The sequence below is a fragment of the Paenibacillus sp. TSA_86.1 genome, from assembly GCF_052691815.1.
The window spans coordinates 196,324-217,576 of the sequence record NZ_JBQZGE010000007.1 but is presented as its reverse complement, the minus strand read 5'-3'; the positions used below and the strand labels follow the sequence as shown (position 1 = coordinate 217,576).

At 47.6% G+C, this 21,253-nt stretch carries 17 protein-coding genes; 8 read left to right on the top strand and 9 right to left on the bottom strand.

The genetic code is table 11. The features are described from left to right. Positions 1–107 precede the first annotated feature (107 nt). Entirely contained in the window at positions 108–761 is a 654-nt protein-coding gene (locus ACUTVW_RS16265; protein ID WP_445646770.1) for a phosphatase PAP2 family protein, read from the top strand. Here the strand turns inward: ACUTVW_RS16265 and ACUTVW_RS16260 are convergent. The 6 genes from ACUTVW_RS16260 to ACUTVW_RS16235 form a co-directional block, all read right to left on the bottom strand. After that, positions 754–2,277, bottom strand: coding sequence for an HD-GYP domain-containing protein (locus tag ACUTVW_RS16260; RefSeq protein WP_445646769.1), 1,524 nt, complete (start codon positions 2,275–2,277; stop codon positions 754–756). The genes ACUTVW_RS16265 and ACUTVW_RS16260 overlap by 8 nt on opposite strands. 277 nt (positions 2,278–2,554) lie before the next feature. Further along, entirely contained in the window at positions 2,555–3,547 is a 993-nt protein-coding gene (locus ACUTVW_RS16255) for an anti-sigma factor domain-containing protein (RefSeq protein ID WP_445646768.1), read from the bottom strand. Then, positions 3,531–4,139 (bottom strand): RNA polymerase sigma factor, encoded by a 609-nt coding sequence (locus tag ACUTVW_RS16250; protein ID WP_445646767.1) that lies wholly within the window; start codon positions 4,137–4,139, stop codon positions 3,531–3,533. Before ACUTVW_RS16250 ends, ACUTVW_RS16255 begins: the two co-directional genes overlap by 17 nt. A 1,544-nt stretch (positions 4,140–5,683) precedes the next feature. Then, positions 5,684–5,806 carry a sporulation protein YjcZ gene (locus tag ACUTVW_RS16245; protein ID WP_445646796.1) on the bottom strand — a complete coding sequence of 41 codons (123 nt, stop codon included), beginning with the start codon at positions 5,804–5,806 and terminating at the stop codon, positions 5,684–5,686. A gap of 331 nt (positions 5,807–6,137) precedes the next feature. Next, the gene (locus tag ACUTVW_RS16240; protein WP_445646766.1) at positions 6,138–6,242 is read right to left on the bottom strand and encodes a YjcZ family sporulation protein; all 105 of its coding nucleotides are present in this window, start codon (positions 6,240–6,242) and stop codon (positions 6,138–6,140) included. A 44-nt stretch (positions 6,243–6,286) separates the two neighbouring features. Then, a complete protein-coding gene (locus ACUTVW_RS16235; RefSeq protein WP_017690880.1) occupies positions 6,287–6,391 on the bottom strand; it encodes a hypothetical protein in 105 nt (34 codons plus the stop codon). A gap of 440 nt (positions 6,392–6,831) precedes the next feature. Between ACUTVW_RS16235 and ACUTVW_RS16230 the strand changes: the two genes are divergently transcribed. Beyond that, a complete protein-coding gene (locus ACUTVW_RS16230) occupies positions 6,832–7,953 on the top strand; it encodes a hypothetical protein (protein WP_445646765.1) in 1,122 nt (373 codons plus the stop codon). Positions 7,954–8,236: 283 nt separating this feature from the next. Here ACUTVW_RS16230 and ACUTVW_RS16225 read toward each other — a convergent pair whose 3' ends face one another. Next, positions 8,237–8,563: an MTH1187 family thiamine-binding protein gene (locus ACUTVW_RS16225; RefSeq protein WP_434748233.1), complete on the bottom strand. Its 327-nt coding sequence runs from the start codon at positions 8,561–8,563 to the stop codon at positions 8,237–8,239. 760 nt (positions 8,564–9,323) lie between these two features. Between ACUTVW_RS16225 and ACUTVW_RS16220 the strand changes: the two genes are divergently transcribed. The 4 genes from ACUTVW_RS16220 to ACUTVW_RS16205 all read left to right on the top strand — a co-directional run bounded on the left by ACUTVW_RS16220 (position 9,324) and on the right by ACUTVW_RS16205 (position 15,492). Then, a complete protein-coding gene (locus ACUTVW_RS16220; RefSeq protein ID WP_445646764.1) occupies positions 9,324–11,657 on the top strand; it encodes a ribonucleoside-diphosphate reductase subunit alpha in 2,334 nt (777 codons plus the stop codon). A 232-nt stretch (positions 11,658–11,889) separates the two neighbouring features. Beyond that, complete coding sequence (locus ACUTVW_RS16215; RefSeq protein WP_445646763.1) at positions 11,890–12,921, top strand: ribonucleotide-diphosphate reductase subunit beta; 1,032 nt, start codon at positions 11,890–11,892, stop codon at positions 12,919–12,921. 140 nt (positions 12,922–13,061) lie between these two features. Continuing rightward, on the top strand, positions 13,062–14,435 hold the full coding sequence (locus ACUTVW_RS16210; RefSeq protein WP_445646762.1) for an Imm51 family immunity protein: 1,374 nt from the start codon (positions 13,062–13,064) through the stop codon (positions 14,433–14,435). A gap of 22 nt (positions 14,436–14,457) precedes the next feature. After that, the gene (locus ACUTVW_RS16205; RefSeq protein WP_445646761.1) at positions 14,458–15,492 is read left to right on the top strand and encodes a phosphotransferase family protein; all 1,035 of its coding nucleotides are present in this window, start codon (positions 14,458–14,460) and stop codon (positions 15,490–15,492) included. Positions 15,493–15,735: 243 nt separating this feature from the next. Here the strand turns inward: ACUTVW_RS16205 and ACUTVW_RS16200 are convergent, their stop codons facing one another. Together ACUTVW_RS16200 and fosB are read right to left on the bottom strand one after the other, a co-directional pair. Beyond that, on the bottom strand, positions 15,736–17,547 hold the full coding sequence (locus tag ACUTVW_RS16200; RefSeq protein ID WP_445646760.1) for a S9 family peptidase: 1,812 nt from the start codon (positions 17,545–17,547) through the stop codon (positions 15,736–15,738). 133 nt (positions 17,548–17,680) lie between these two features. Continuing rightward, positions 17,681–18,100, bottom strand: coding sequence for a metallothiol transferase FosB (gene fosB / locus ACUTVW_RS16195; RefSeq protein WP_445646759.1), 420 nt, complete (start codon positions 18,098–18,100; stop codon positions 17,681–17,683). Between the two features lie 160 nt (positions 18,101–18,260). On the opposite strand from fosB, the gene ACUTVW_RS16190 reads away from it, so the two are divergent. Together ACUTVW_RS16190 and ACUTVW_RS16185 are read left to right on the top strand one after the other, a co-directional pair. Further along, positions 18,261–19,160 carry an SDR family oxidoreductase gene (locus tag ACUTVW_RS16190; protein ID WP_445646758.1) on the top strand — a complete coding sequence of 300 codons (900 nt, stop codon included), beginning with the start codon at positions 18,261–18,263 and terminating at the stop codon, positions 19,158–19,160. Between the two features lie 188 nt (positions 19,161–19,348). Further along, on the top strand, positions 19,349–20,959 hold the full coding sequence (locus ACUTVW_RS16185) for a gamma-glutamyltransferase family protein (protein ID WP_445646757.1): 1,611 nt from the start codon (positions 19,349–19,351) through the stop codon (positions 20,957–20,959). Positions 20,960–21,253 lie beyond the last annotated feature (294 nt).

Below are 21,253 nucleotides of genomic sequence, written 5' to 3'. Positions count from 1 at the left end.
GATTCAATTTGTGTGTGAGACATAGTAAAATATATTGTTGTTCAATTTTTAATATTTATCGCTACGGTCATGTTTGCTCAGAGCATGATGAAAGGAGAATTCATGCAGTGCAACTTCTAAAATACAAATCCTACTGGCTGTCGTTAAGTCTGATGTTATCTCTGGCTGTCATGGGACTCTTCTATGATATTCTGAACAGTCCGGAGCGCGGTTATGTTGTCCTGAACTCGCCGGTTGACCGGATGATTCCTTTTATACCCGCGATGTCGATTCCTTATTTAGGATGGTATCCGTTTGTATTCGGTGTGCTGGCCTATCTGTGTGCCAAGGATCGACTTATGTATTATCGGGTCTTGTTATCCATGAACATCTGTGTTTGGATCTGTTACCTGATTTACTTCAATTTTCAAACCATGGTTCCGCGGCCGGAATTAACTGGCTCTGGTCTGGGCTCAGGGGTCATCGGATGGCTCTACAGCCAGGATCGTCCATTTAACTGTTTTCCCAGTATTCACGCTCTGCACTCTTACCTGGTGATGCGTGCCGTTCTGTCGGTTGCAAACATCCGAAAATCCATCAAGGTGGCCGTCGCTGCTGGTGCGTCCCTGATTATTATATCGACACTGCTCATTAAACAACATGTCATTTACGACGCCATAGGTGCAATTATTCTCGGTGAATGTATCTTCACAATCGTTACCGGATTGGCTCTTTATCGACGTCGTAGAAAAGAGTCCAAATGGACCGAGGGGATCAACTAACCCCCTCTTCGGGCTTTTTCCCCAACTGTGTCTGCCGTCTCCATTCGTCAATAAACAAACCTGCAAAGTAGGGGTCCCATTGCGTTCCCTTCCCTTCCTCCAGAATCATAAGCGCTCTCTCATCGCTCATTCCATTCCGGTACGGTCGGTCTGACGTCATCGCATCAAAAGCATCCGCTACCGCAATAATGCGGCCGAACAGCGGAATCTCCTCTCCTGCCATGCCATCAGGATATCCTTTTCCGTCATACCTCTCATGATGGGATCGCACCCCAGGCAAAAAGTCGGCCATGGCATCCACAGGTTCGATTTGAAGCAAAATGCTCTCGCCTAACACAGGATGTGTGCGAATAATTGCAAATTCCTCGTCACTGAGCTTGCCGTCTTTAAGCAATACCTCGTCCGGTATACCAATTTTCCCGATATCATGAAGCAACGCAGATTTGTACAACAAGTCGGCCTGTTCATCGTTCATGCCGCTCAGCCTGCCGATGAGAATGGAATACTCCGCTACGCGCATGGAGTGACCCGCCGTGTATTTATCCCGGGCATCCAGTGCGGCCGCCAGCAGAGAAAAATAACTTTGCAGCAACTGCCGATTGCGCTCCTGTCTCATTTCGAGCCGGTTAATCATCATATTGAACCCGGAAATTAATTGCGAAAATTCATCTGCATACAGATCCGGGGTTCTTCTGCCGAACTCGCCTCCCTGAATCCGGTTCATCTCTTGTGTCAGTTCTGCTACCGGATCACGAACATCCCGAATTAAAAGCCAGCTGCCCACCATGGAGAATCCTGCGCCCAAAATAACGATAATCACACCCCAGAGTGTATATTCTTTCGCAAAATGTGGGTCTATATACTGGAGCCGGATATAGGTAGCCAGAAAAAATAAACACAAAGGAAATAAACCGATGAGTGCAGTACTGGTCTGAAACTTCCGTTGTATGGATACAAGAATGCGTCCACCTAATGAAGGCTCCATGCCATACATTGCCTTTCCTCTGCGCCGAACTTCGAGAAGTAGCGGCCTTACTGCCCTCACCGTAAGATAATATTCGATCAGAGCATGCATAATTGCAATCAAGGACGCGCACACAGCCGCAACAATGACATACCCATAGGGAATCTCCAGCCAGCCCGTAGAGATCATCCACAGGGTGAGTCCAGCAGCAGGCAGAGAAAAACCCAACATATGCGGTCCAATAATGCGATATATGGTCTGTCCCGGAAAGCGGTGAATCCTCTCATACATCCGGTTTAATTCAGCTTTTTCATGATGCTCCGCAGCGAAAAATTGCCGTATTGGGCCCAATTGAGCCCACAGGGTGATCAACTCTGCAACCAGCATAAACAGAATTGAAATGAGTACAATGATAATTAATCGAACATATTGAATATTGGGTATCTGCAAGGTTGAAACCATTACCACGGTGCCCACAACAAAGATGGCTGATAACGAACCAATCAGATAATTGCGTAGCAGACGGAAGATAAAGGCACGATATACTTCCAATCTAATCCCTCGCTCTCTATGTCTAACCCGTTCTGCCCTAATAAAAAAGGGATAATAAGGATGATTTCTCCTCTATGTTTATCGGCTATTCCCACCAAAAATATTAATAAAACCCTCTGAAAAATACTTCTCTCTCATCCGGCAGCAATATTCTCTGAGGGGATCATTCGTTTCGAGGATTGCTTCGGGAATCGCATATTAAAAGGCTGCTCCCGAGGGAGCAGCCTTTTATTATCGTTTTGCATACTTATCAGGACTTCTTTTGACGTTCTGATGTTTAACTCGTTTTAATTTTCGCTGCCAAAATCATCGTGCCACGTGGTTGATCTCCCAGGGCATCCGGTTCAAGCGTAATCGCAACAGTGTCATAATCGTTCGCGGAATCCAGCGTATAGTAGACTGCTCCGGTACCGTCCTGACTCAGGAAAGTCCCGGCATTCTTAGGGGTATCCCCCTTAATCAGCCAAACCTGAAATGCCTGGTTACCTTCCAGTGCAGGCAACTTCTCGGCCTGTACCACGAGATGTGTTCCTTTGCTGTCGATCACGATGGTCGCAAGACCCTGTGCAACAATATCCTGCGTAGCCGGGCTCAGCTTGACGGCCTCGCCCGTTTTCATGCCTTGCGCTGGCGCCATAGCTGAGGCGAGCTGCTCTTGCAGCTGTGCATTCTGCGCTTGCGCCTGGGCCAGCTGCTCCTGCGCGGCCGACGCGCCTTCGGCTTGCTGCGTCAGCGAGTCGATGCGGCCCTGCAGCTGCGCTGTGTACACGCCGAGCACCAGCGCCGCTGCCGCGAGGCCCGCACTGGCTGCGCGCCAAGCGCGGCCACCGCGCGCACGCGCGCGCTCTTGTGGCTGCCCCAGCTGTGCATGGGCAGCCTCCTTGGCCCGGGCCGCAGGCACCGCCGCTGGCGGCAGGCCAGGCCCGGGCTGCGCCGCACGTTCGTGCTGCGGCGCAAGGTCTTCCTGAAGCACCGCGGATGCGGGTGCTTCAGGCTGCTGCGCAGGAGCAACCGCCGGCGCCACGCCGGTTCTCTCCTGCGCCTGGCCGAGCACGTTGCCCAGCACACGTGCTCGCATGCCTTGCGGCGGTGCTACAGGTTCCGCCGCCAGTGGCAGGAAGCCCGTTACTTCCTGCAATTCCCTTACCTCCTGACGACATGCTTCACAATTTGACATATGTGCTTCGAATGCCGCCACTTCCTCTGCTTCCAGTCCGCCCAGCACATACATCGGTGCCAGATCAGACCACTCCTCATGTCGTTCTATCATGGATGTATGCCCCCCTTCCCGCGTCCGGATGCAATTCAGCATCAGCCAGCAGCTTCTGGAGCTGCCGCATCGCAAGCCTGACACGGCTCTTCACCGTACCCAGCGGAATCCCGAATCGGCTGGATACCTCTTGTTGCGTTAACCCTGCATAATATATCGATTCTATCACTTGCTTCTGGTCCCCGTTCAAATGGGACAACGCCTCTTTGATGCGCGCGCCCTCCCATTTACGCTGAACCTCTTCTTCTGTATTTGTATATTCGTCAGCATACGCCGCCAGTGTCTCATGCTCAACTGAAGTGGCTGCTGCTCCCTTCGATCTCCGCCTCAGCATGTCCACTGCGATGTTACGCGTAATCGCAAACATCCATGTGGTCAGCTTCCCCTGTGAGGCATCAAATCGTTCCGCATTGTTCCAGATTCGCAGGAAAAGTTCCTGCACGGTCTCCTCCGCCGTCATCGAATCACTAACAATTCGGTAGGCAAAAGAATAAACGGCCCGTTCATAACGGTCATATAGCAGTTCAAGTGCAGAAGCGTCACGTTCTGCAATCCGCTGCATTAAGCTGCTGTCCTCTACTGATTCAGTCATCCGAGGGCCCCTTTCTGTATCTTCCCTCATATTATAACCTACGCAGAAACGTTTGAAGAGGATTACCCCTACGAACATTTTTTTTATTTATTTCTTCCGAACACTTTTTTTATTTCTTTCGAGCATTTTTCAAAAAAAGTTGTTACCATCATTCTTTCTGATCATTTTTCCAATATTTCTTCATTATTTTCATAAATATGCTTAACAAAATATGAGCCTCACTCACGATTATTCACTTAGCAGAACACTAAAGACACAAACGAATTGCAAACTTAAGCCTGCAATTCGTTTGTGTCTTTTTTTAAAGTGCAGACTTGCTTTTAAAGAACGCAACATGCTTTTTAAATTATTACTCGAATTGCCTCTTTCATGGACTAACCTTCCTTTTTATTGCAATAAATTACAGACTGTGGTATGATATAAAAGTTGTATTAACAACCTCATATGATTTTCCGTCTTCTATATTAACCCCGGAATATTTTCTTCATGCTGCGACCGCAGCGAATAAGCTCAACGAACCTATGGAGATTGACGAACCTGAATTACAATAACCCGGTAGACAGGGTTTACAAGATGTTCCCATTTCACACTGGCGCGGTCATCGGAGCCGCAAGGACAAAAGAGAGGTAGGGCTTTTGTTGTTTTGGATATCACTTATTCTTGAGAAGATTGAAAACATACATCAAGCACCCGGAATTGGGTTCCGGGTGCTTTTCTATATCCAATTTGTTTTCTTTACCCCCTCCCTAAGCCGTTTTTGTATCCAAGTTCCCTTTTTATGCAGTTATATCCCCTACTCACCTTTACGTATCAATACAATTCCTCGCGAATTGAACAGACAGCACAGCATCCCCATCCGAGAAAACCGTCCTCCAACCTTCTCCAAAACCTAACGATCACCAGAGACCTTATTTTGCCGATTATTGCTCGGTACGATTTCTAACGATCACCAGAAGCCTTATTTACTGTTTTTTCGCTGTAATCACCTGTATTTCCAGAAGAAATTGAGAAATAGCGTTCCTGCTGATCGTTAGAATTTCAACACCTTTAAAATACATGAAATAAGCTTTCTCAGGATCGTTAAATATGCGCGGCGAGCTGAGTGTTACTTTCTCTTCTAAAAACGTATGCCATAGCCAAGTAACATCGCCACCAGTGATAAATGTCTTCTGGAATCCCTATCCTGCAAACCGCTCGTAAATATGAGCTACTGTTCCTTTCGCGTGGCTTATGCTGGGCTTGCTACTTGTCGTTGGCTCGTGCTTGTTATTCTGCAGATTTAAATCGTTATGTACAAATGCGGTTCTATATACTAATAGTCACTAACCAAGCTTAGAAGTATAGTTGGCTTTTTTAGGTTACCTAAAAAAGAGGATAACCCCGACGTATTGCCGGAGTTATTCCGTAAACGGTTCGCCTTGTCATCCTTTTAAGAAAGATTATCTTGTGAGTAAGAAAGTACCCGTGTTCAATAAATCCAGTCAGACTCTCCGATCGCCCGATTGTGCAATCCACGCCTGGACTGCGGCCTCTCAACAGAGGAATTAAATGAACATGGTTTTGGAGATGATCACCAGCAAAATGAATAAAACGAGAATAGTCCCCATGGAGCTCCAGACGCCTCCACCACAGGCAGGTGCACATCCATGTTGAGCTCCCTGTACCATCGGTGGTTGATTTGGTTGGTAACCATACGGCATTGTGCCGTAATTGTACATCTCTTGACCTGGATATTGGTATCCGTACATATGTTCATGACCTCCTTGTTGTTGTCCGTAAACTTGCCCCTGTCCGTTCGGTGAGTTCGGCTTAACTTCGCTCATCGTCATTCCTCCTTAACATTTGCCTACACTCTAAGCTATGTATTTGCCCTATACGGCGACCGGGCTATGGCCCTCAAGATCTCAAAATAGGCGTTTAACCACTGATTTATCCCCGTTCTTACCAGCTTGTCCCACTTCATAAAACCCTGCCGGTTACCCGGCAGAGCTCGTCACATTACACCCAGAACGATTTAGTGATGATAACGAGCAGAATGAACAACACCAAGATCGCTCCAGTTGAAGTCCAGCCGCCGTATCCTGCGCCTCCTAATTCACCCATCTTAACCCCTCCCTTCCATATAGATTACCAATTCAAACCTTTTATTAGATCAGGAATGCTTTAGAGATGATCACCAGCAAGATAAAGAGAACCAAAATCGCGCCAGTCGATGTCCATGCACCGCCGTATCCACCAACTACTCCACTCATGTAAAACCCTCCTTTGATTTGAGGTACAGTTCACTATATGCACCAGACACACAACCGACCGGGCGCAGTTCTAAAATGGGCTGATTTCCGGTTTAGACTACATCCTTAATCAGGATGAAAAGTATTACTTAAACTTATAAATACTTACTTCTTTATCTATTGCTTACCTTTAATGGCTGCTTAGTGTTATAATTTATTAGATTTATGACCTATATGTTCTCAATATTGGGATATATACCATCCCTTTATTCAGAACAGCTATGGTTCTAATATTTATGTGGAAAGGAGTACTCTAGCTGGCCTTAAGCAATTGTAATACCAAAAAATGTCTAACTTTTACCTGAAAGAAGTATGATCGTACAGATGTAGAGTGTAGCAATTCACCTGATGACCTGAGAAAAAAACCCAACCGATGGGAAGCACATTAGGGGATTAGAAAGATGAAGAAACTCGTTATGATTCTTGCAATAACTGTATTGCTTAGCGCTTGCGGCAATTCGGAAACAGCTAAAAAAGCTGATAACCCAACATCAGAAGCAACCAATGCTACTGAAACGGTCAAAGCTGAAGCTAAAGAAACTAAATATACTACATATAACGGGGAAGGATTTTCGTTTTCATATCCTGAGTCGTGGAAAAGCGTAGATACAAGTCAGTTGAACGCAGCAGTTAAGGCCGCGTTCTCAGATCAGTCCACTGGAATGAAATTTGCAGATAACATTAATCTAACAATTGAAGCCAACACTTCAGGTTCCGTTAACCCTGAGGAGTTTGCTAATAATACTGCAGACTATTATGTACAGAATGGCGCATCTATCGGCATATCCGATTACAAAAAGACCAATTTTAGTATCAAGCCTTATAAAGAAATTAACGCTGGCGTACTGGAAGGGAGTTATACTCATTCCTCCGGCACCAATGTTATTCTAGCTCAGTACATGATTCCGACAAACACAGACCTCTACACCTTGACGTTAACCTATGCCAAAGATACTTATAGTTCGGATGAAGTCAGTGATATTCTGAATTCCTTGAATATTACTTCTACGCTTTCCCAGACAGCTCAAACTGCATCCGCTGGAAATGCATCTTCCACTGCAACTGCTGCTGATTTCTTTAATGACCTGACATCATCTATCACATCCGAATCAGCCGTATTGGAGCAAGTATCTTATAATTTCTTGGCAAAACATACCGATCTCTTTCCTGCTGATACTGCTGAGCTTCGTAAAAAAGTAAAAGGACTTGTTAAATCCGAAGTGACCACCCGGCATCTCAATAAAAATCTAGCCAACTATTATGAAAATTTTGTTCAAATACGCGGACAGGTTCTTCAGGTTGAAGAAGATAATTCACTTGGATCAACTTTTTCAGTGTTACTACTCGCGGATGAGTACGGAAATTATATTACAGCAGTGTACCCTACCACGACGGGAGACCTGCTTGACGGAGACTATGCTACTGTGATTGGTGTACCTATTGCTAACTACTCCTTCGATAATGTTAGCGGCGGATTCACCAATTCTACTCTAGTTGGTGCCTCTTTAATCATTGCTGAATAGTTAAGATGCTAAATGGATAAAAATAGGCCAGCTTAATTATAATTAAGCTGGCCTATTTTTCGTACTATGTAGCACGATCCCTCCAGTCGGTGAGTCATAAAGAAGCCCCACCACGTACGATACGCAATCTTATGTGAAAAAACTCAAAAACGGCAAGCCCCGTGTTGGGACTTGCCGCCTAAAACTGGCCTCAGGCCGTTTTTTGTTAAAATCCTCAGCTTGAATCGAATTCACTCTACCCTAGGTGCCTTAGAGCAATCATTCATTTCCTGCGTGATCGTGTTCAATTCGGTCTGTTGTGCAGCGAAATCAACTTATCTTGTACAGATTGCAACTTCTGCATGCTGGAGGCATCCGGTTTGTCACGCCGGTCATCAATTTTCACAGATGTGGAGACTCGCTGGGCTCCTGACAGAAACGGAGCTTCATGCAAAGCCGCGATGGCGGTAAAAACTTCATTCAGCGGGCCTTCAATAATGGTGCTCATGGAAGTTAACTGATATGTAATGCCTTGCTGTCTTTCCAGTATTTTTTGCATGTCGGCTACATAGCTGCTCAGACTGGTAGTTCCTGTTCCAATTGGAATAACGGTTACTTCTGCAATGGCCACTTCGCTCCTGCCTCCTCTGGGCACCGATATCACCGTTGCCACTCAAGTTTTAGTCGAGTTTTGACTCATTTTATTTTACCAGTTTAAAGTGCTCCAATTCAAACTGACGTGATGACGTCATTCCAAATCCCGCAAATTTTTTTTCGCAGAATCTTCAAATCTTCCAGTCCTTTTCCTTTGCGGATTCTTGGCTTAGATGGTATACTCGGAATTACGTTTTATGGTTTCCACCCTGTTTACAAACACTATATGTTGGGGTATCTTAGTATAACAACAACAAAATATAGTGAAACGGGATACCCCACTTCTTATAGCCAATACTTGGAATCTATCGAAAAGCAAGACGAAATCACCTCCAAAGTCACGTCCCTGTAGGTGTAAATCGCTTTCTCGAAGACAGGGCTGGCATAGAGGTTAACGGGGCTGTTTGGACTGCGCCCGGTATCCTCACTCACAGGTACGAACGGATCGGACACAAGCTTACATACAGCAACTTGTTCTGTCGGAGCCATGTACAGTTAAAACAGTCAGAAGCCGGAACATGAATGGGCATTTTCAGCCGAAAGGCAAGGGGAATGCTTTTTGTATGGGCATGTTCTGTTCACCCCTTGTCGTATGATTTCATCCAAAACGTACCCGAATACCACCACAGTAGTCCGCACGATCCGTATTTTACTCACCGTTGTAGACATCCAATTCTTATTTACAAAGAATTGTTTTAATTATTTATCTTTTTAACATGTGAAAGCGAGGAATATTCATGCCACAAGTTGTGACCAAGCCGAACAATCGCCAGCTTGCCTTTGACGAGATGCGTATCTCGGTATATGCCGACCGTATCCTGGATGGGCTGGACATGCTCGACAAGGAACGTCTGGTACGCGGAGTAACCAGCAAGCTTCGTCGTGACGAAGTCACGGGAGATGAGATCAGTAACGCTTTTATGATGAGCGCGCTGGAACTGGTAACCAAAGAGGAGCCGAACTGGAAATTTGCAGCAGCGAGATCCCTGCTTACTTCCCTTTATAAAAAAGCGGCAACGAACCGCCGATACAAGTCCTACCCGGACGAGCCTTACGGCGCATTCCACCCGCTGATCGTTGACCTTGTCAAAAAAGGGATCTATCGCGAAGAGTTGCTGGAATGTTACACCAAGGAACAGATTGACGAGCTTGCGGAATGCATTGACTACCGCAACGATCTGCTCTTTGATTACATCGGCTTGCTCACGCTGGCAGAACGTTACCTCGCCAATGATTTTGATGGAAAAGTCATGGAATTGCCACAGGAGCGTTACATGGTCATTGCCATGTACCTGATGCACCAGGAGCCTGCTGACAAACGTATGGATCTGGTGAAAGAAGCTTACTGGGCGATGAGCAACATGTACATGACGGCAGCTACGCCGACAATGTCCAACGCAGGGAAGAAAGTAGCGGGACAACTCTCCAGCTGCTTCATCGACACTGTAGATGACTCTCTGGAAGGGATCTTTGATTCCAACACGGACGTAGCTCGTCTGAGCAAAATGGGCGGCGGCATCGGCGTGTACCTCGGTAAAGTCAGAGCGCGTGGTTCAGACATCCGTGGTCACAAAAATACAAGCTCAGGCGTCATCCCTTGGATTCGCCAGTTGAACAACACAGCGGTAAGCGTGGATCAGCTCGGAACGCGTAAAGGTGCGATTGCAGTTTACCTGGACGTTTTCCACAAAGACATCCTGGCCTTCCTTGATCTGAAGCTGAACAACGGTGATGAGCGGATGCGTGCGCATGACGTCTTCCATGGTATCTGCCTGCCTGACTTGTTCATGGAGCGTGTTGCAAGCCGTGGTGAATGGAGTCTGTTCTGCCCACACGAAACGAAAAAAGTAATGGGCTGGAAAGATGAAAACGGCCGTGCACTTGGACTGGAAGATTTCTACGATGAGTCCATCGGCCAAGGTGCATTCCGCGAGAAGTACGAAGAAGCTGTGAATCATCCGCTGTTGTCCCGAATTACGGTACAAGCGATCGACATCATGAAACGTGTCATGAAATCACAACTCGAAACAGGTACGCCGTACATGTTCTACCGTGATACAGTTAACCGTTCGAATCCTAACCGCGCACATGGCATGGTGTACTCATCCAACCTGTGTACTGAAATCATGCAGAACCAATCCGCTACCGTGGTGGAAAAAGAAGAACTGGTGACCAAGGATGGGCAAACACGCATCGTGATCTCCAAAGTGCCAGGTGACTTCGTGGTCTGCAACCTGAACTCGATCCACTTGGCTCGTGCAGTACCTCATAACGTACTGGAGCGCTTGATTCCGATTCAGGTTCGGATGCTGGATAACGTGATCGACATCAATAATATTGAAGTGTTACAAGCCCAATACACGAACAGTCAGTACCGCGCTGTCGGCCTGGGAACCTTCGGACTGCATCACCTGCTTGCTCTTGAAGGCATTCGTTGGGAGTCCGAGGAAGCTGTCACATATAATGATAATTTGTATGAAAAAATTAACTATCTGCTCGTTCAAGCCAGCATGGAACTTTCTAAGGAAAAAGGACATTATCCGAAGTTCAAAGGCTCCGACTGGGAAAGTGGCCATTACTTCGATCAACGCGAGTACACAACGGGTGAGCGCGTAGGCGAATTTGTAACCACAGAGCAATGGAAAGAACTGCAGTCACAAGTCAAACAAAACGGCGTACGTAACGCCTGGATGTTTGCTATCGCACCAAACGGTTCCACATCCATCATCGCGGGTTCAACAGCAAGTATTGATCCACTTTATGAGCTGTTGTCCTATGAAGAGAAAACAACATACAAAATCGCCAACCCGGCACCGGATCTATCCGAAAAAACGATCTGGTACTACAAAACGGCATTTATGGTAGATCAGCATGCTTCCATCAACATGGCGGCTGCCCGTCAGCGTCACGTTGACCAGGGTCAAAGCTTCAACCTGTATGTTCGTCCGGATATCAAAGCGACGGAGTTCCTGGAACTTCATCTTCACGCTTGGAGAGCCGGCATGAAATCGACCTATTATGTTCGAAGCCGTGCATTAACGATTGAGGAATGTGATTCCTGCGCAAGCTGATTCACATAAGAAATGTACCATCGTGAAGGATATGGACACCTCCATCCTGTCACGCTGACTATGATGACCACCGGGGCATCCTGTTTTGAATGCAAAATAGCGCTGCCCTGGTTCTTTTTTGCCCAAAACCTGACCATAGCATCGCAAGATGTTCAATATATGCCACAACAGTGCAAGCTTGTTCTGCCACCGCAATTTCAAAGTTTAAATTCATTCAAGGAGTGAACGGACGATGCAAGTACAGAAAATTTTTAATACCGAAGCGCCTAACCAATCAACCCGTATAATTGAAGGTGAATGCTCGGGTATCCTGAACTGGAACGACATTCGTATGCCTCATATGTACAAATTGTACAAAGTATTACTGCTCAACCACTGGATCGCTGACGAGATTCCAATGTCCAAAGATGCTTCCCAGTTTGCACAACTGGACGAAGAAGAGAAACGTACGTTTAAAATTAACATCTCCCTGCTGGCTGTACTGGATTCCATGCAAACGATGTTTGTTGGTGACGTGAAACGTTACTTTACGGATTCTTCCCTTGAAGCGATCTCTGCCATTATTGGACAACAGGAAGTCGTGCATAACCAATCCTACTCCTATGTACTGTCTTCCATCGTATCCGATCAGGAGCAAAAAGAGATTTTTGAATATTGGAAACATGATCCAGTGTTGCTGGACCGCAACCGTTTCATCGCGGATATCTACCAAACCTTCCGGGACAATCCATCTCCACAGACGTTCTTCCAAGCGATGGTTGCTGACTTGATTCTCGAAGGTATTTTCTTCTATAGTACGTTTGCGTTCTTCTACAACCTGGCTCGTGACCAGAAAATGATGGCAACCAGCCAGATGATCTCGTATATCCAGCGGGATGAAAACCAACACTGCTACTTCTTCGCAGAAGTATTCAAACAGTTGCTGGTAGACTTCCCAGAACTGAACACACCGGAAAACATGGACTACGTGTACAAAACGATTGACCGTGCAGTTGAGCTTGAAACCAACTGGGCACATTACACACTCAGCAACGTTCGTGGCATCGACCTGAACGAGCTGGCAGACTACATTAAATACACAGCGAACAAACGCCTGCGTCTCATGGGTATGGAAAAAGCGTATGAAGGCGTTGATGTGAACTGCATGCCTTGGATCAAACCATTCTCCGACGAAGCGCTGAACGCAACAAAAACGGACTTCTTCGAAGCCAAATCCCGTAACTACGGCAAAGTCGGCGACGATAACGGATTTGACGATCTGTAGAATAACGACCTAATATTACACACTCTCCCTGCTGGAAAAGCTTCACGGCTGCCAGCTGGCGGGAGTGTTTTTTTGTCTCTAAACCTTGTAAAATAGTGGGTAGAGTTTCCTATTCTTTCACGATGAAATGAGGTCTAATCATGGATAGAGAGTTGCTGGAACAGATTAATGCTTGGCATGAACAGGAAGACTATGCACTCATCGTTAAACGTATTGAGGCATTACCCGAATCCGAGCAGGATGCCGAAACGATCGGACAGCTTGCAAGAGCATATAACAATTTGGAAGAGTATCGCACAGCCATTAAACTATTACACGACGTTAAGGAACAAGGCCAACTAGACCCGTTATGGCACTTCCGGTTAGGTTATGCCTACTGTTACGTCGCTGAATACAAGCTGGCACAGGCAGCTTTTGAAGAAGCGAATCGACTTGAGCCCGATGATGAGTCTACCCTGGAATATCTGGACTGGATTCGCCCCAAAGCAGCTAAAATGGATCAGGATCGCATTCGCTGGGAGACGGAGCAGGCAGAGTGGGAGCAAAGCGGAACACTAAACCAGCTTCAGGTTGCTTCAGGCACATACGATCCTGCAACATTCTGGCGGTATAGCGATTATGCGCGAGATAACCATGTGTCTGCTCCTTTTGACGAGGAATTAATTCAATCCATTGAACAGGAACTTGGCTACAAACTGCCAGCTTCCTATATTCAGCTAATGAAAACGCAAAATGGCGGTTTTCCTGCGCGCACAACGTTTCCGACCCAAGAAGGTACAAGTTGGGCAGAGAATCATATCGCCATTTCAAGCATCTTGGGTATTGGACGGGATAAGATGTATTCCCTTGGTGGGGAGTTCGGTAGTCGCTTCATGATTGAAGATTGGGGATACCCTGACCTCGGGGTTGTCATCTGTGATTGCCCGTCTGCCGGTCATGATGTCGTCATGCTAGACTATCGTTTCTGCGGACCGGACGGCGAACCTTGCGTCGTTCATGTGGATCAGGAGAGCGATTATGAAATTACCTATCTGGCACCGAATTTCGAAGTTTTCATTCGGGGTTTGCTGGATGAAGAGGATTTTGATTTGCTTGACGAGGAAGACTCTGACACGCTTGATGAAGAACAAGCAATTACTGCTGTATTCACAGAGAGCCAAAGCGTGACAACATTCTCTCAAGAGGCCATTGCTCCTTTTAGGTTCATTGATGCAGGGAACGATTCATATTCAGTGATTCTGAATGCAGGTACATATCTTCAAGACGTCTTTGACTCACGTGCAGATGAAGGTTTCGAAGGCGGCGGATACGATTGGGCCTCCCTTGCATCTGTCTTTCTTGAAGAAAAGATGCCACACCTAACTTCGGTTATTCGTTTCGATCCGGAAGCCGATATATTCTGTGCTTATACAGATGACAAAGACGCTCTCATATCCTTTATTCTCGGATTCAAGCAGGCCTGTGAGCAACGTGATCTTATTCTTGACCTTTTTTCAAGAGCGGAATTGGACTAAATAGAAGATAAGGAGCCCTTTTATGACAACTCGCATTTATTTTGCTTCCAATAGTCTCGGTCATGTCACGGAACATAATCTGCAGAAGGCACTGGATTACTTCAATCTCGGAGTGTTAGTCCAGTTCGAGAGGACAGCTGAAGGCGTGATGGGGCAGACCTTGTTTATTCGAACTACGCAAGGTGAGTATATTCTGAAGGGCAATCCGTTATACAACGGACAGTTTCAGGAAGAGCAGTTTTTCGTAGAACAACTGGCGACGCGCACAACCATCCCTGTACCTGTCCCCTATCGGATTCAGGAGGACGCACAGCTATTGGGATGGAGTTATGTAATCATGCCGAAGCTGCCTGGGAACCACTTATATGATCCTGTTTTTCAAACGACTCTGACTTCACAAGATCACGAAGAAATTGCTGATGTACTGGCTGAAACGTTAGCCGAACTGCATCACTGGAAAGTTCCAGATGCCGGAGAATACGATCCCGTAGCAGATAAAATCATGCCTTTTGCCGGCTCATATCTGGACTGGCTATACGGAAGCATCCGCCACTGGTTACACGATGCGGAGAAGTACTCCGTGATTACTGACGATGATGTACGCTGGGTTGATGAGCAATTGAAGCAGTCCGAAGCTGCCTTTTTAGTATCGACGGTTCATGAATTTGTCATGGGAGATTTCAAGGTTGAGAATTTTCTTGTCCAAAAAGGAGATTCGCCAGCATCACCGTGGAAAATCAGTGGAATGTTTGATTTTACGACCGCTTACTTCGGTGATGGCACAGCTGATCTGACTAAAATGACTGGAAGATACCTTCGGGAAGATCGGCCTGATCTGGCTACGAGATTTCTTTGCCATTACCGGGAAAAGGTCTGTGTGGACGATGTGGAAAAATGTGAACATTTTCGTTCGCGCCTTCTTATTCATCTGTTGTATCAGCGTATTCTGTGGTGGGGTGAAGCGAAAGCCACCGGGCAGGTGACTTGGGAAGCCGATCTGCCTTTTGCACCATGGGCTGAGGAATATATCGAGAGCGTGCTCTCTTTACTGGACTGAACGTTCTGATCATACGACAAGCATGCGGCTTGCAGGTGCTAAAGGAATCCGTGACGTTCAGATGATCTGGATCAATAGTAGCGAGAGCCTGATGTGACAACTCGAAGCGATAATAGCCAGTGATCCTAAGGATCACTGGCTATCTTTTGTTACCCTATAGTAGACTCCATGTCTGTATGAACTACCTCTAGTCATCCTCATACGAATGATCCACTGAGCTATATAGAGATCCCATTATTGGAATTACACCTGTGCGACAGGGGTCTCCTGATGTTTCTGCAGAAACTCGACCATTTTGCGGTAAACTAAAATTTCATTTGTTTTTCTGGAGAAACCGTGGCCCTCATCATCCAATACGATGTACTCCACGTCTACACCCTTTTCCTGCAGTGCGGCTACGATCTGGTCGGATTCAGCCTTGACCACCCTTGGATCATTGGCTCCCTGAATGACCAGCATCGGGTTCACCATCTGATCCAGATAGGTGATTGGAGAATCTTTGGTTAAGCGCTCACGGTCACGCACCGGATCACCCAGCCAGTTATCCATCATCGGTTTCCAGTCCTCCGGTACGGATTCCAGGAAGGTAAACAGATTACATGGACCAAAGATGTCGACTGCTGCACGGAACAGCTCCGGATGACGACCGGCAAGCAGCAGAGTCATATAACCTCCGTAACTCCCACCTACGACAAACAGTCGCTCTGGCGAGCTAATTCCCTGATTAAATAACCACCCAATACCTGCAACACAGTCCAATCTCGGCCCTTCGCCCCAATCCCGCTCAACCATTTTCACGAATTCCGCACCATATCCCGTGCTGCCCCGGAAGTTCGGAGCAAAGATATTGTACCCTTGCGCGAGCAAAAGCTGGAACATGGGACGGAAAAACTTGGCTTCCGATGCCTGCGGCCCGCCATGTGGCCAGAATACGCTGTAACCGTTGGCCTGCTCTGGCTTGGCTTTGAATAACAGCGCTTCAATCTCCAGTCCGTCATTAGAATTGTAGCGTACTACATCTGGATATACGAGATCATCCGGGTTCAGACCGGTTACCCGATTGGCTGTTAACGGCTCCCAAGACTCACTACCCGCAAGAAGGCGATAGATGTTATGGGGCTGTACAGCGCCGCGTCCAAGAATGTACACGTTACCCGCTTTGGTCACGTTCACCTGTTCAATCGTATCCAGAGGCATGTCTAATCGGCGAGGTTCTTTTGCACCCTTTTCCAGTACATACATGTGATTCTCCGGCCCGGTCAGGGTCCAGATATATAACGTTTCAGAGGCTTCATGCCAGCGGATTTCTTCTACATCCTCACCTTCAATGTGGCATAGCGCACGAAACTCTCCTGTATCGATGACGTACTCTGCCACATAGGAATACGCCGAATTATCATTGGTAATCAGCAGCAAACGGTCATTCCCCGCAAACAGAACAAATGGCACCTGACTCTGCCGCTCCGTAACCGGTACTATGGCATGAGATTCTCCGTTCCGGTGCAGATGGGCTGTCTGATACGTATTGGAGTACATTTTCGAGATAACATAGGCTTTTTCGTTCGGACTCACCGCGATCAGACTGCTGGTTACCTCTTTCCCTTGATACAACAGCTCGTCTTCTCCAGTCTCCAGGTCACGCCGGCGTGAATTCATATAATTCGGATTGCCCGAACTGGTGTTGTAGTACAAACGTTTTCCATCCTCCGATAAATGAGCATAATAACAGCGGTCACTCGGCTCTGCTGGCACAACAGGAAGCGGAACCCCTCCTTCCGGCGGCAACGCATAGAGATGATAATTCTCGTTACCATCCTGATCAAAAGCGGTAAGCAGATGACGACCCTGCGGATCGGCTTTGATAAATTGACTGCTTTGGTTCAAATACGTCAACGGATACGGATAACCGCCAGGCAAGTCCATCGCCCAAATATTGGGCTGTCCATTCAGGTTGCTGTCCATATACAGCCGCTTCTCATCCGCTGATACGGCAAAATGTGAAATACGATACGTCTGGAAATACTGCTCTACATCCGGTTTCGGAAACTGAATCATAATAAACCTCCTTAAGATTGAACCCATGAATTTAACATTGGTAAATTAAGGTGCTATTTGTCCAGTTTATCGTTTCTTCCATCCTCTTCACAATAGATATGTGAGATTTAATTCCATTTATTTTGTAGCTACCTCATGAATAAAAGGTCATATGCGGCTTATCCTCGCGATAATAGTCCAACCGCTGCTTCAAGCTACCTGTATGCAATTCAAATAAGTGACCGTCCGGGTCTGTAAAATAAACCGATTTTCCATCCCGCGCATCTCTCGCTCTTCCAGATATAATATCGGCACCTGCGGTTCGCAGCTGCTCCACCGATGCGCCAAACTCTTCTTCTTTTACCGTAAACGCGATATGGGTATAGGTTCGTTCCGTATAATTCCGAAGGACATCCTCCTGGTTCAAAGCAATCCAAAGACCAGCTAGTTCGAAGTAGGCCAGCTTACGTCCTTTCACCTGAATTTGGGCACCGAGAGCCTGTTCAAAGAATGTTATGGATCGCTCCAGATTCGATACGGAAAAGCACAAATGATTAATCCCCTGAATGTTCATATGGCTCCTGACACCTCCATCAAATTTAAAGATCTACATCCTTATTATGGTATATATTCCGTGTGAAAAACAAGCATTCTGCTTCGTCTCACTGCACCTTCTTCTGGGCGAACGCATAGGGTAGTTTTATCAAGAAACGTTCGAGGAGGTTGTCAAAACCATGAATCCCGTCTATCCATTTTATGGTGAAAAAACAGTGTGCAAACCACAAAAATTAGCTTTTCCGCCCCAGCATCAGGATCAGCAACCCGGTCTGGAATCGCTGATGGTGCCCGAACCGATCAGTGAAGATCCTGCTTATATTGGCAGCTGCAAGCTCCAAGGCAAGGCTGCGATTATTACGGGCGGCGATAGCGGCATCGGGCGAGCGGCGGCGATTGCTTTTGCCAAAGAAGGTGCAGACGTTGTCATCGCTTATCTATATGAACGAACCGACGCGGAATGGACACGAGATCGGATCGTGGAGCTGGGTCAGCGCTGTCTGCTCATCGAAACAGACCTGCGGCTAAAACCAAACTGCGAAGCGGTCATTCGCAAGACCATCGAAACGTTCGGGAAAATCGATGTACTGGTCAACAACCACGCCGTGCAGTATGTACAGCAGAGTATTGTCGACATCACCGAGGAGCAACTCTATCATACGTTTCAAACGAATGTGTTCTCGTATTTCTTCCTGATCCAGGCTGCCCTTCCCCATCTGTGCCAAGGAGCGTCCATCATCAACACTGCCTCCATTACGGCCTACAAAGGTGACGTGCGGCTAATCGATTATTCTTCGACCAAAGGGGCTGTTGTCTCTCTCACCCGTGTTCTCTCCCAATCCCTGGCTGACAAAGGCATTCGTGTAAATGCCGTGGCTCCGGGGCCCATCTGGACTCCGCTTATTCCAGCCAGTTTCTCGGCTGAAGATGTGCAGGTGTTTGGCACCGATACACCTATGGGGCGAGCAGGTCAACCTTACGAACTGGCAGCAGCCTATGTCTATCTGGCATCACGTGATTCCTCCTATGTCACGGGTGAATGCATCCATGTCAACGGCGGCGATATGGTTACGACGTAAGGGATACTGGTCTGAGTAAGCGTACATTCAAACGGCTTTGCTTATATTCTATGTTCTTGCCCCTTGATGTTAGGTTGGATTTGGATGGTTTGGCAGGAGAATGGTTATCCGGTTGCGAAAAGGGTTAGAAGCTACACTCCGGTTAAACAACGGAATCTGACATCTCGCGACAAGGAGCTGATTGACAAATGAACTTCGATCCCCTCTACCAACCTTATTCCTCGTTTCGTGTGCCGGTATACGCCAAGCAAGGCATGGTCGCCACATCGCAGCCACTTGCTGCGCAGGCTGGTCTGGATGTGTTGAAACAAGGCGGCAATGCGATCGATGCCGCCATCGCCACAGCGGCAGCACTCACCGTGCTGGAGCCGACCTCCAATGGCATTGGTGGCGATGCCTTTGCCCTCGTCTGGACGAAGGGCAAGCTGCATGGCCTGAATGCCAGTGGCCCCGCGCCTCAGAGCATTTCGATTGAGGCGCTGCAAGCGGCAGGCTATACGGAGATGCCGAAGCTGGGGGTTGTGCCGGTGACGGTGCCTGGCGCACCGGCGGGATGGGCGGAGCTGAGCCGTCGATTCGGACGGCTCACGCTGGCGCAAGTACTGGAACCGGCCATCCGCTATGCGGAGGAAGGTTATCCGCTTGCGCCGGGGCTGGCCCGCCACTGGGCACGCGCAGCCGAGGTCTATGCACGCCAGGGCGATGCGGCAGCAGGGCGTGCGTGGTTTGAGACGTTTGCCCCTGGTGGGCTTGCACCCGCGGCAGGGGCACTGTGGCGCTCGCCGGGCCATGCGGCCACGTTGCGCCGGATTGGCGAGAGCGAAGCGCGAGACTTTTACGAGGGAGAACTGGCGGAACGCATTCATGCTTTTATGGCCGAGCACGGCGGTTACCTGACACGTGACGACCTGAAGGCTTATCAGCCGGAATGGGTTGATCCCATCTCCGTATCTTATCGTGGCTATGATGTGTGGGAGATTCCGCCGAACGGGCAAGGGCTGATTGCCCTCTCCGCACTTAATCTGCTGAAGGGATTCGACTTGGCTGAGAAGGAGTCCGTCCTCAGTTATCACCGGCAGCTGGAAGCAATGAAGCTGGCTTTTGCCGATGGAGAGCAATACATTACGGAAGAACGCAAGATGGGCGTATCCGTGAAAGAGCTGCTGTCCGAAGCGTACGCCGCAGAACGACGCAAGCTGATTGGAGACACGGCACGCGCACCGGAGGCCGGTGATCCGCGCGGAAGCGGAACGGTGTATCTGGCTGCCGCGGATGGCGAAGGTAACATGGTTTCTTTTATCCAGAGTAACTACATGGGGTTTGGTTCAGGGCTGGTTGTGCCCGGTACAGGCATTGCACTTCAGAACCGGGGACATAATTTCTCGCTTGATCCGCAGCATGCCAATGCACTGGAACCGGGTAAACGCACATATCATACGATTATCCCCGGATTTCTGACACATGGAAGTGAGGCTGTCGGCCCGTTTGGGGTGATGGGTGGTTTCATGCAACCACAGGGTCATGTGCAAGTCGTCATGAATACGATTGATCATCATCTGAATCCACAGGCTGCACTTGATTCTCCGCGCTGGCAGTGGATCAGAGATAAAACGGTAATGGTCGAGCAAGGCTTCCCTACTCACATTGCCCAGGCGCTTGCCCGCAAAGGACATGATATTCGAACGGAGCTAGATTCATCTCAGTTTGGACGAGGACAGATCATCTGGCGCAACCCGGGTACAGGTGTGTTATGCGGAGGAACGGAAAGCCGAACGGATGGCTCGATTGCTGCTTGGTAGCAGATGGATAACGTATGAAAAGAATAAGCAAAGTGGAGCAAAGCAAAGTGGAATTACTTGCTTCTGCTTCGCTTTTTTTGTTTTTTACGATCTGCTCATTGCCAGCTTAGAAGTTCATATAAGCCTGATTATGCAACATAATTGTAAAAACTATATATAATTCATGAAATAGATTTATATTTCTGTAAATTTTCAATATGAGTCATAAACAAACTACATTTCTCGCCGATATAGATAAAGGGAAAAACTCGTTGCATAGATGATTGGGGTCATCCATCTTCCAGTATATTTCCA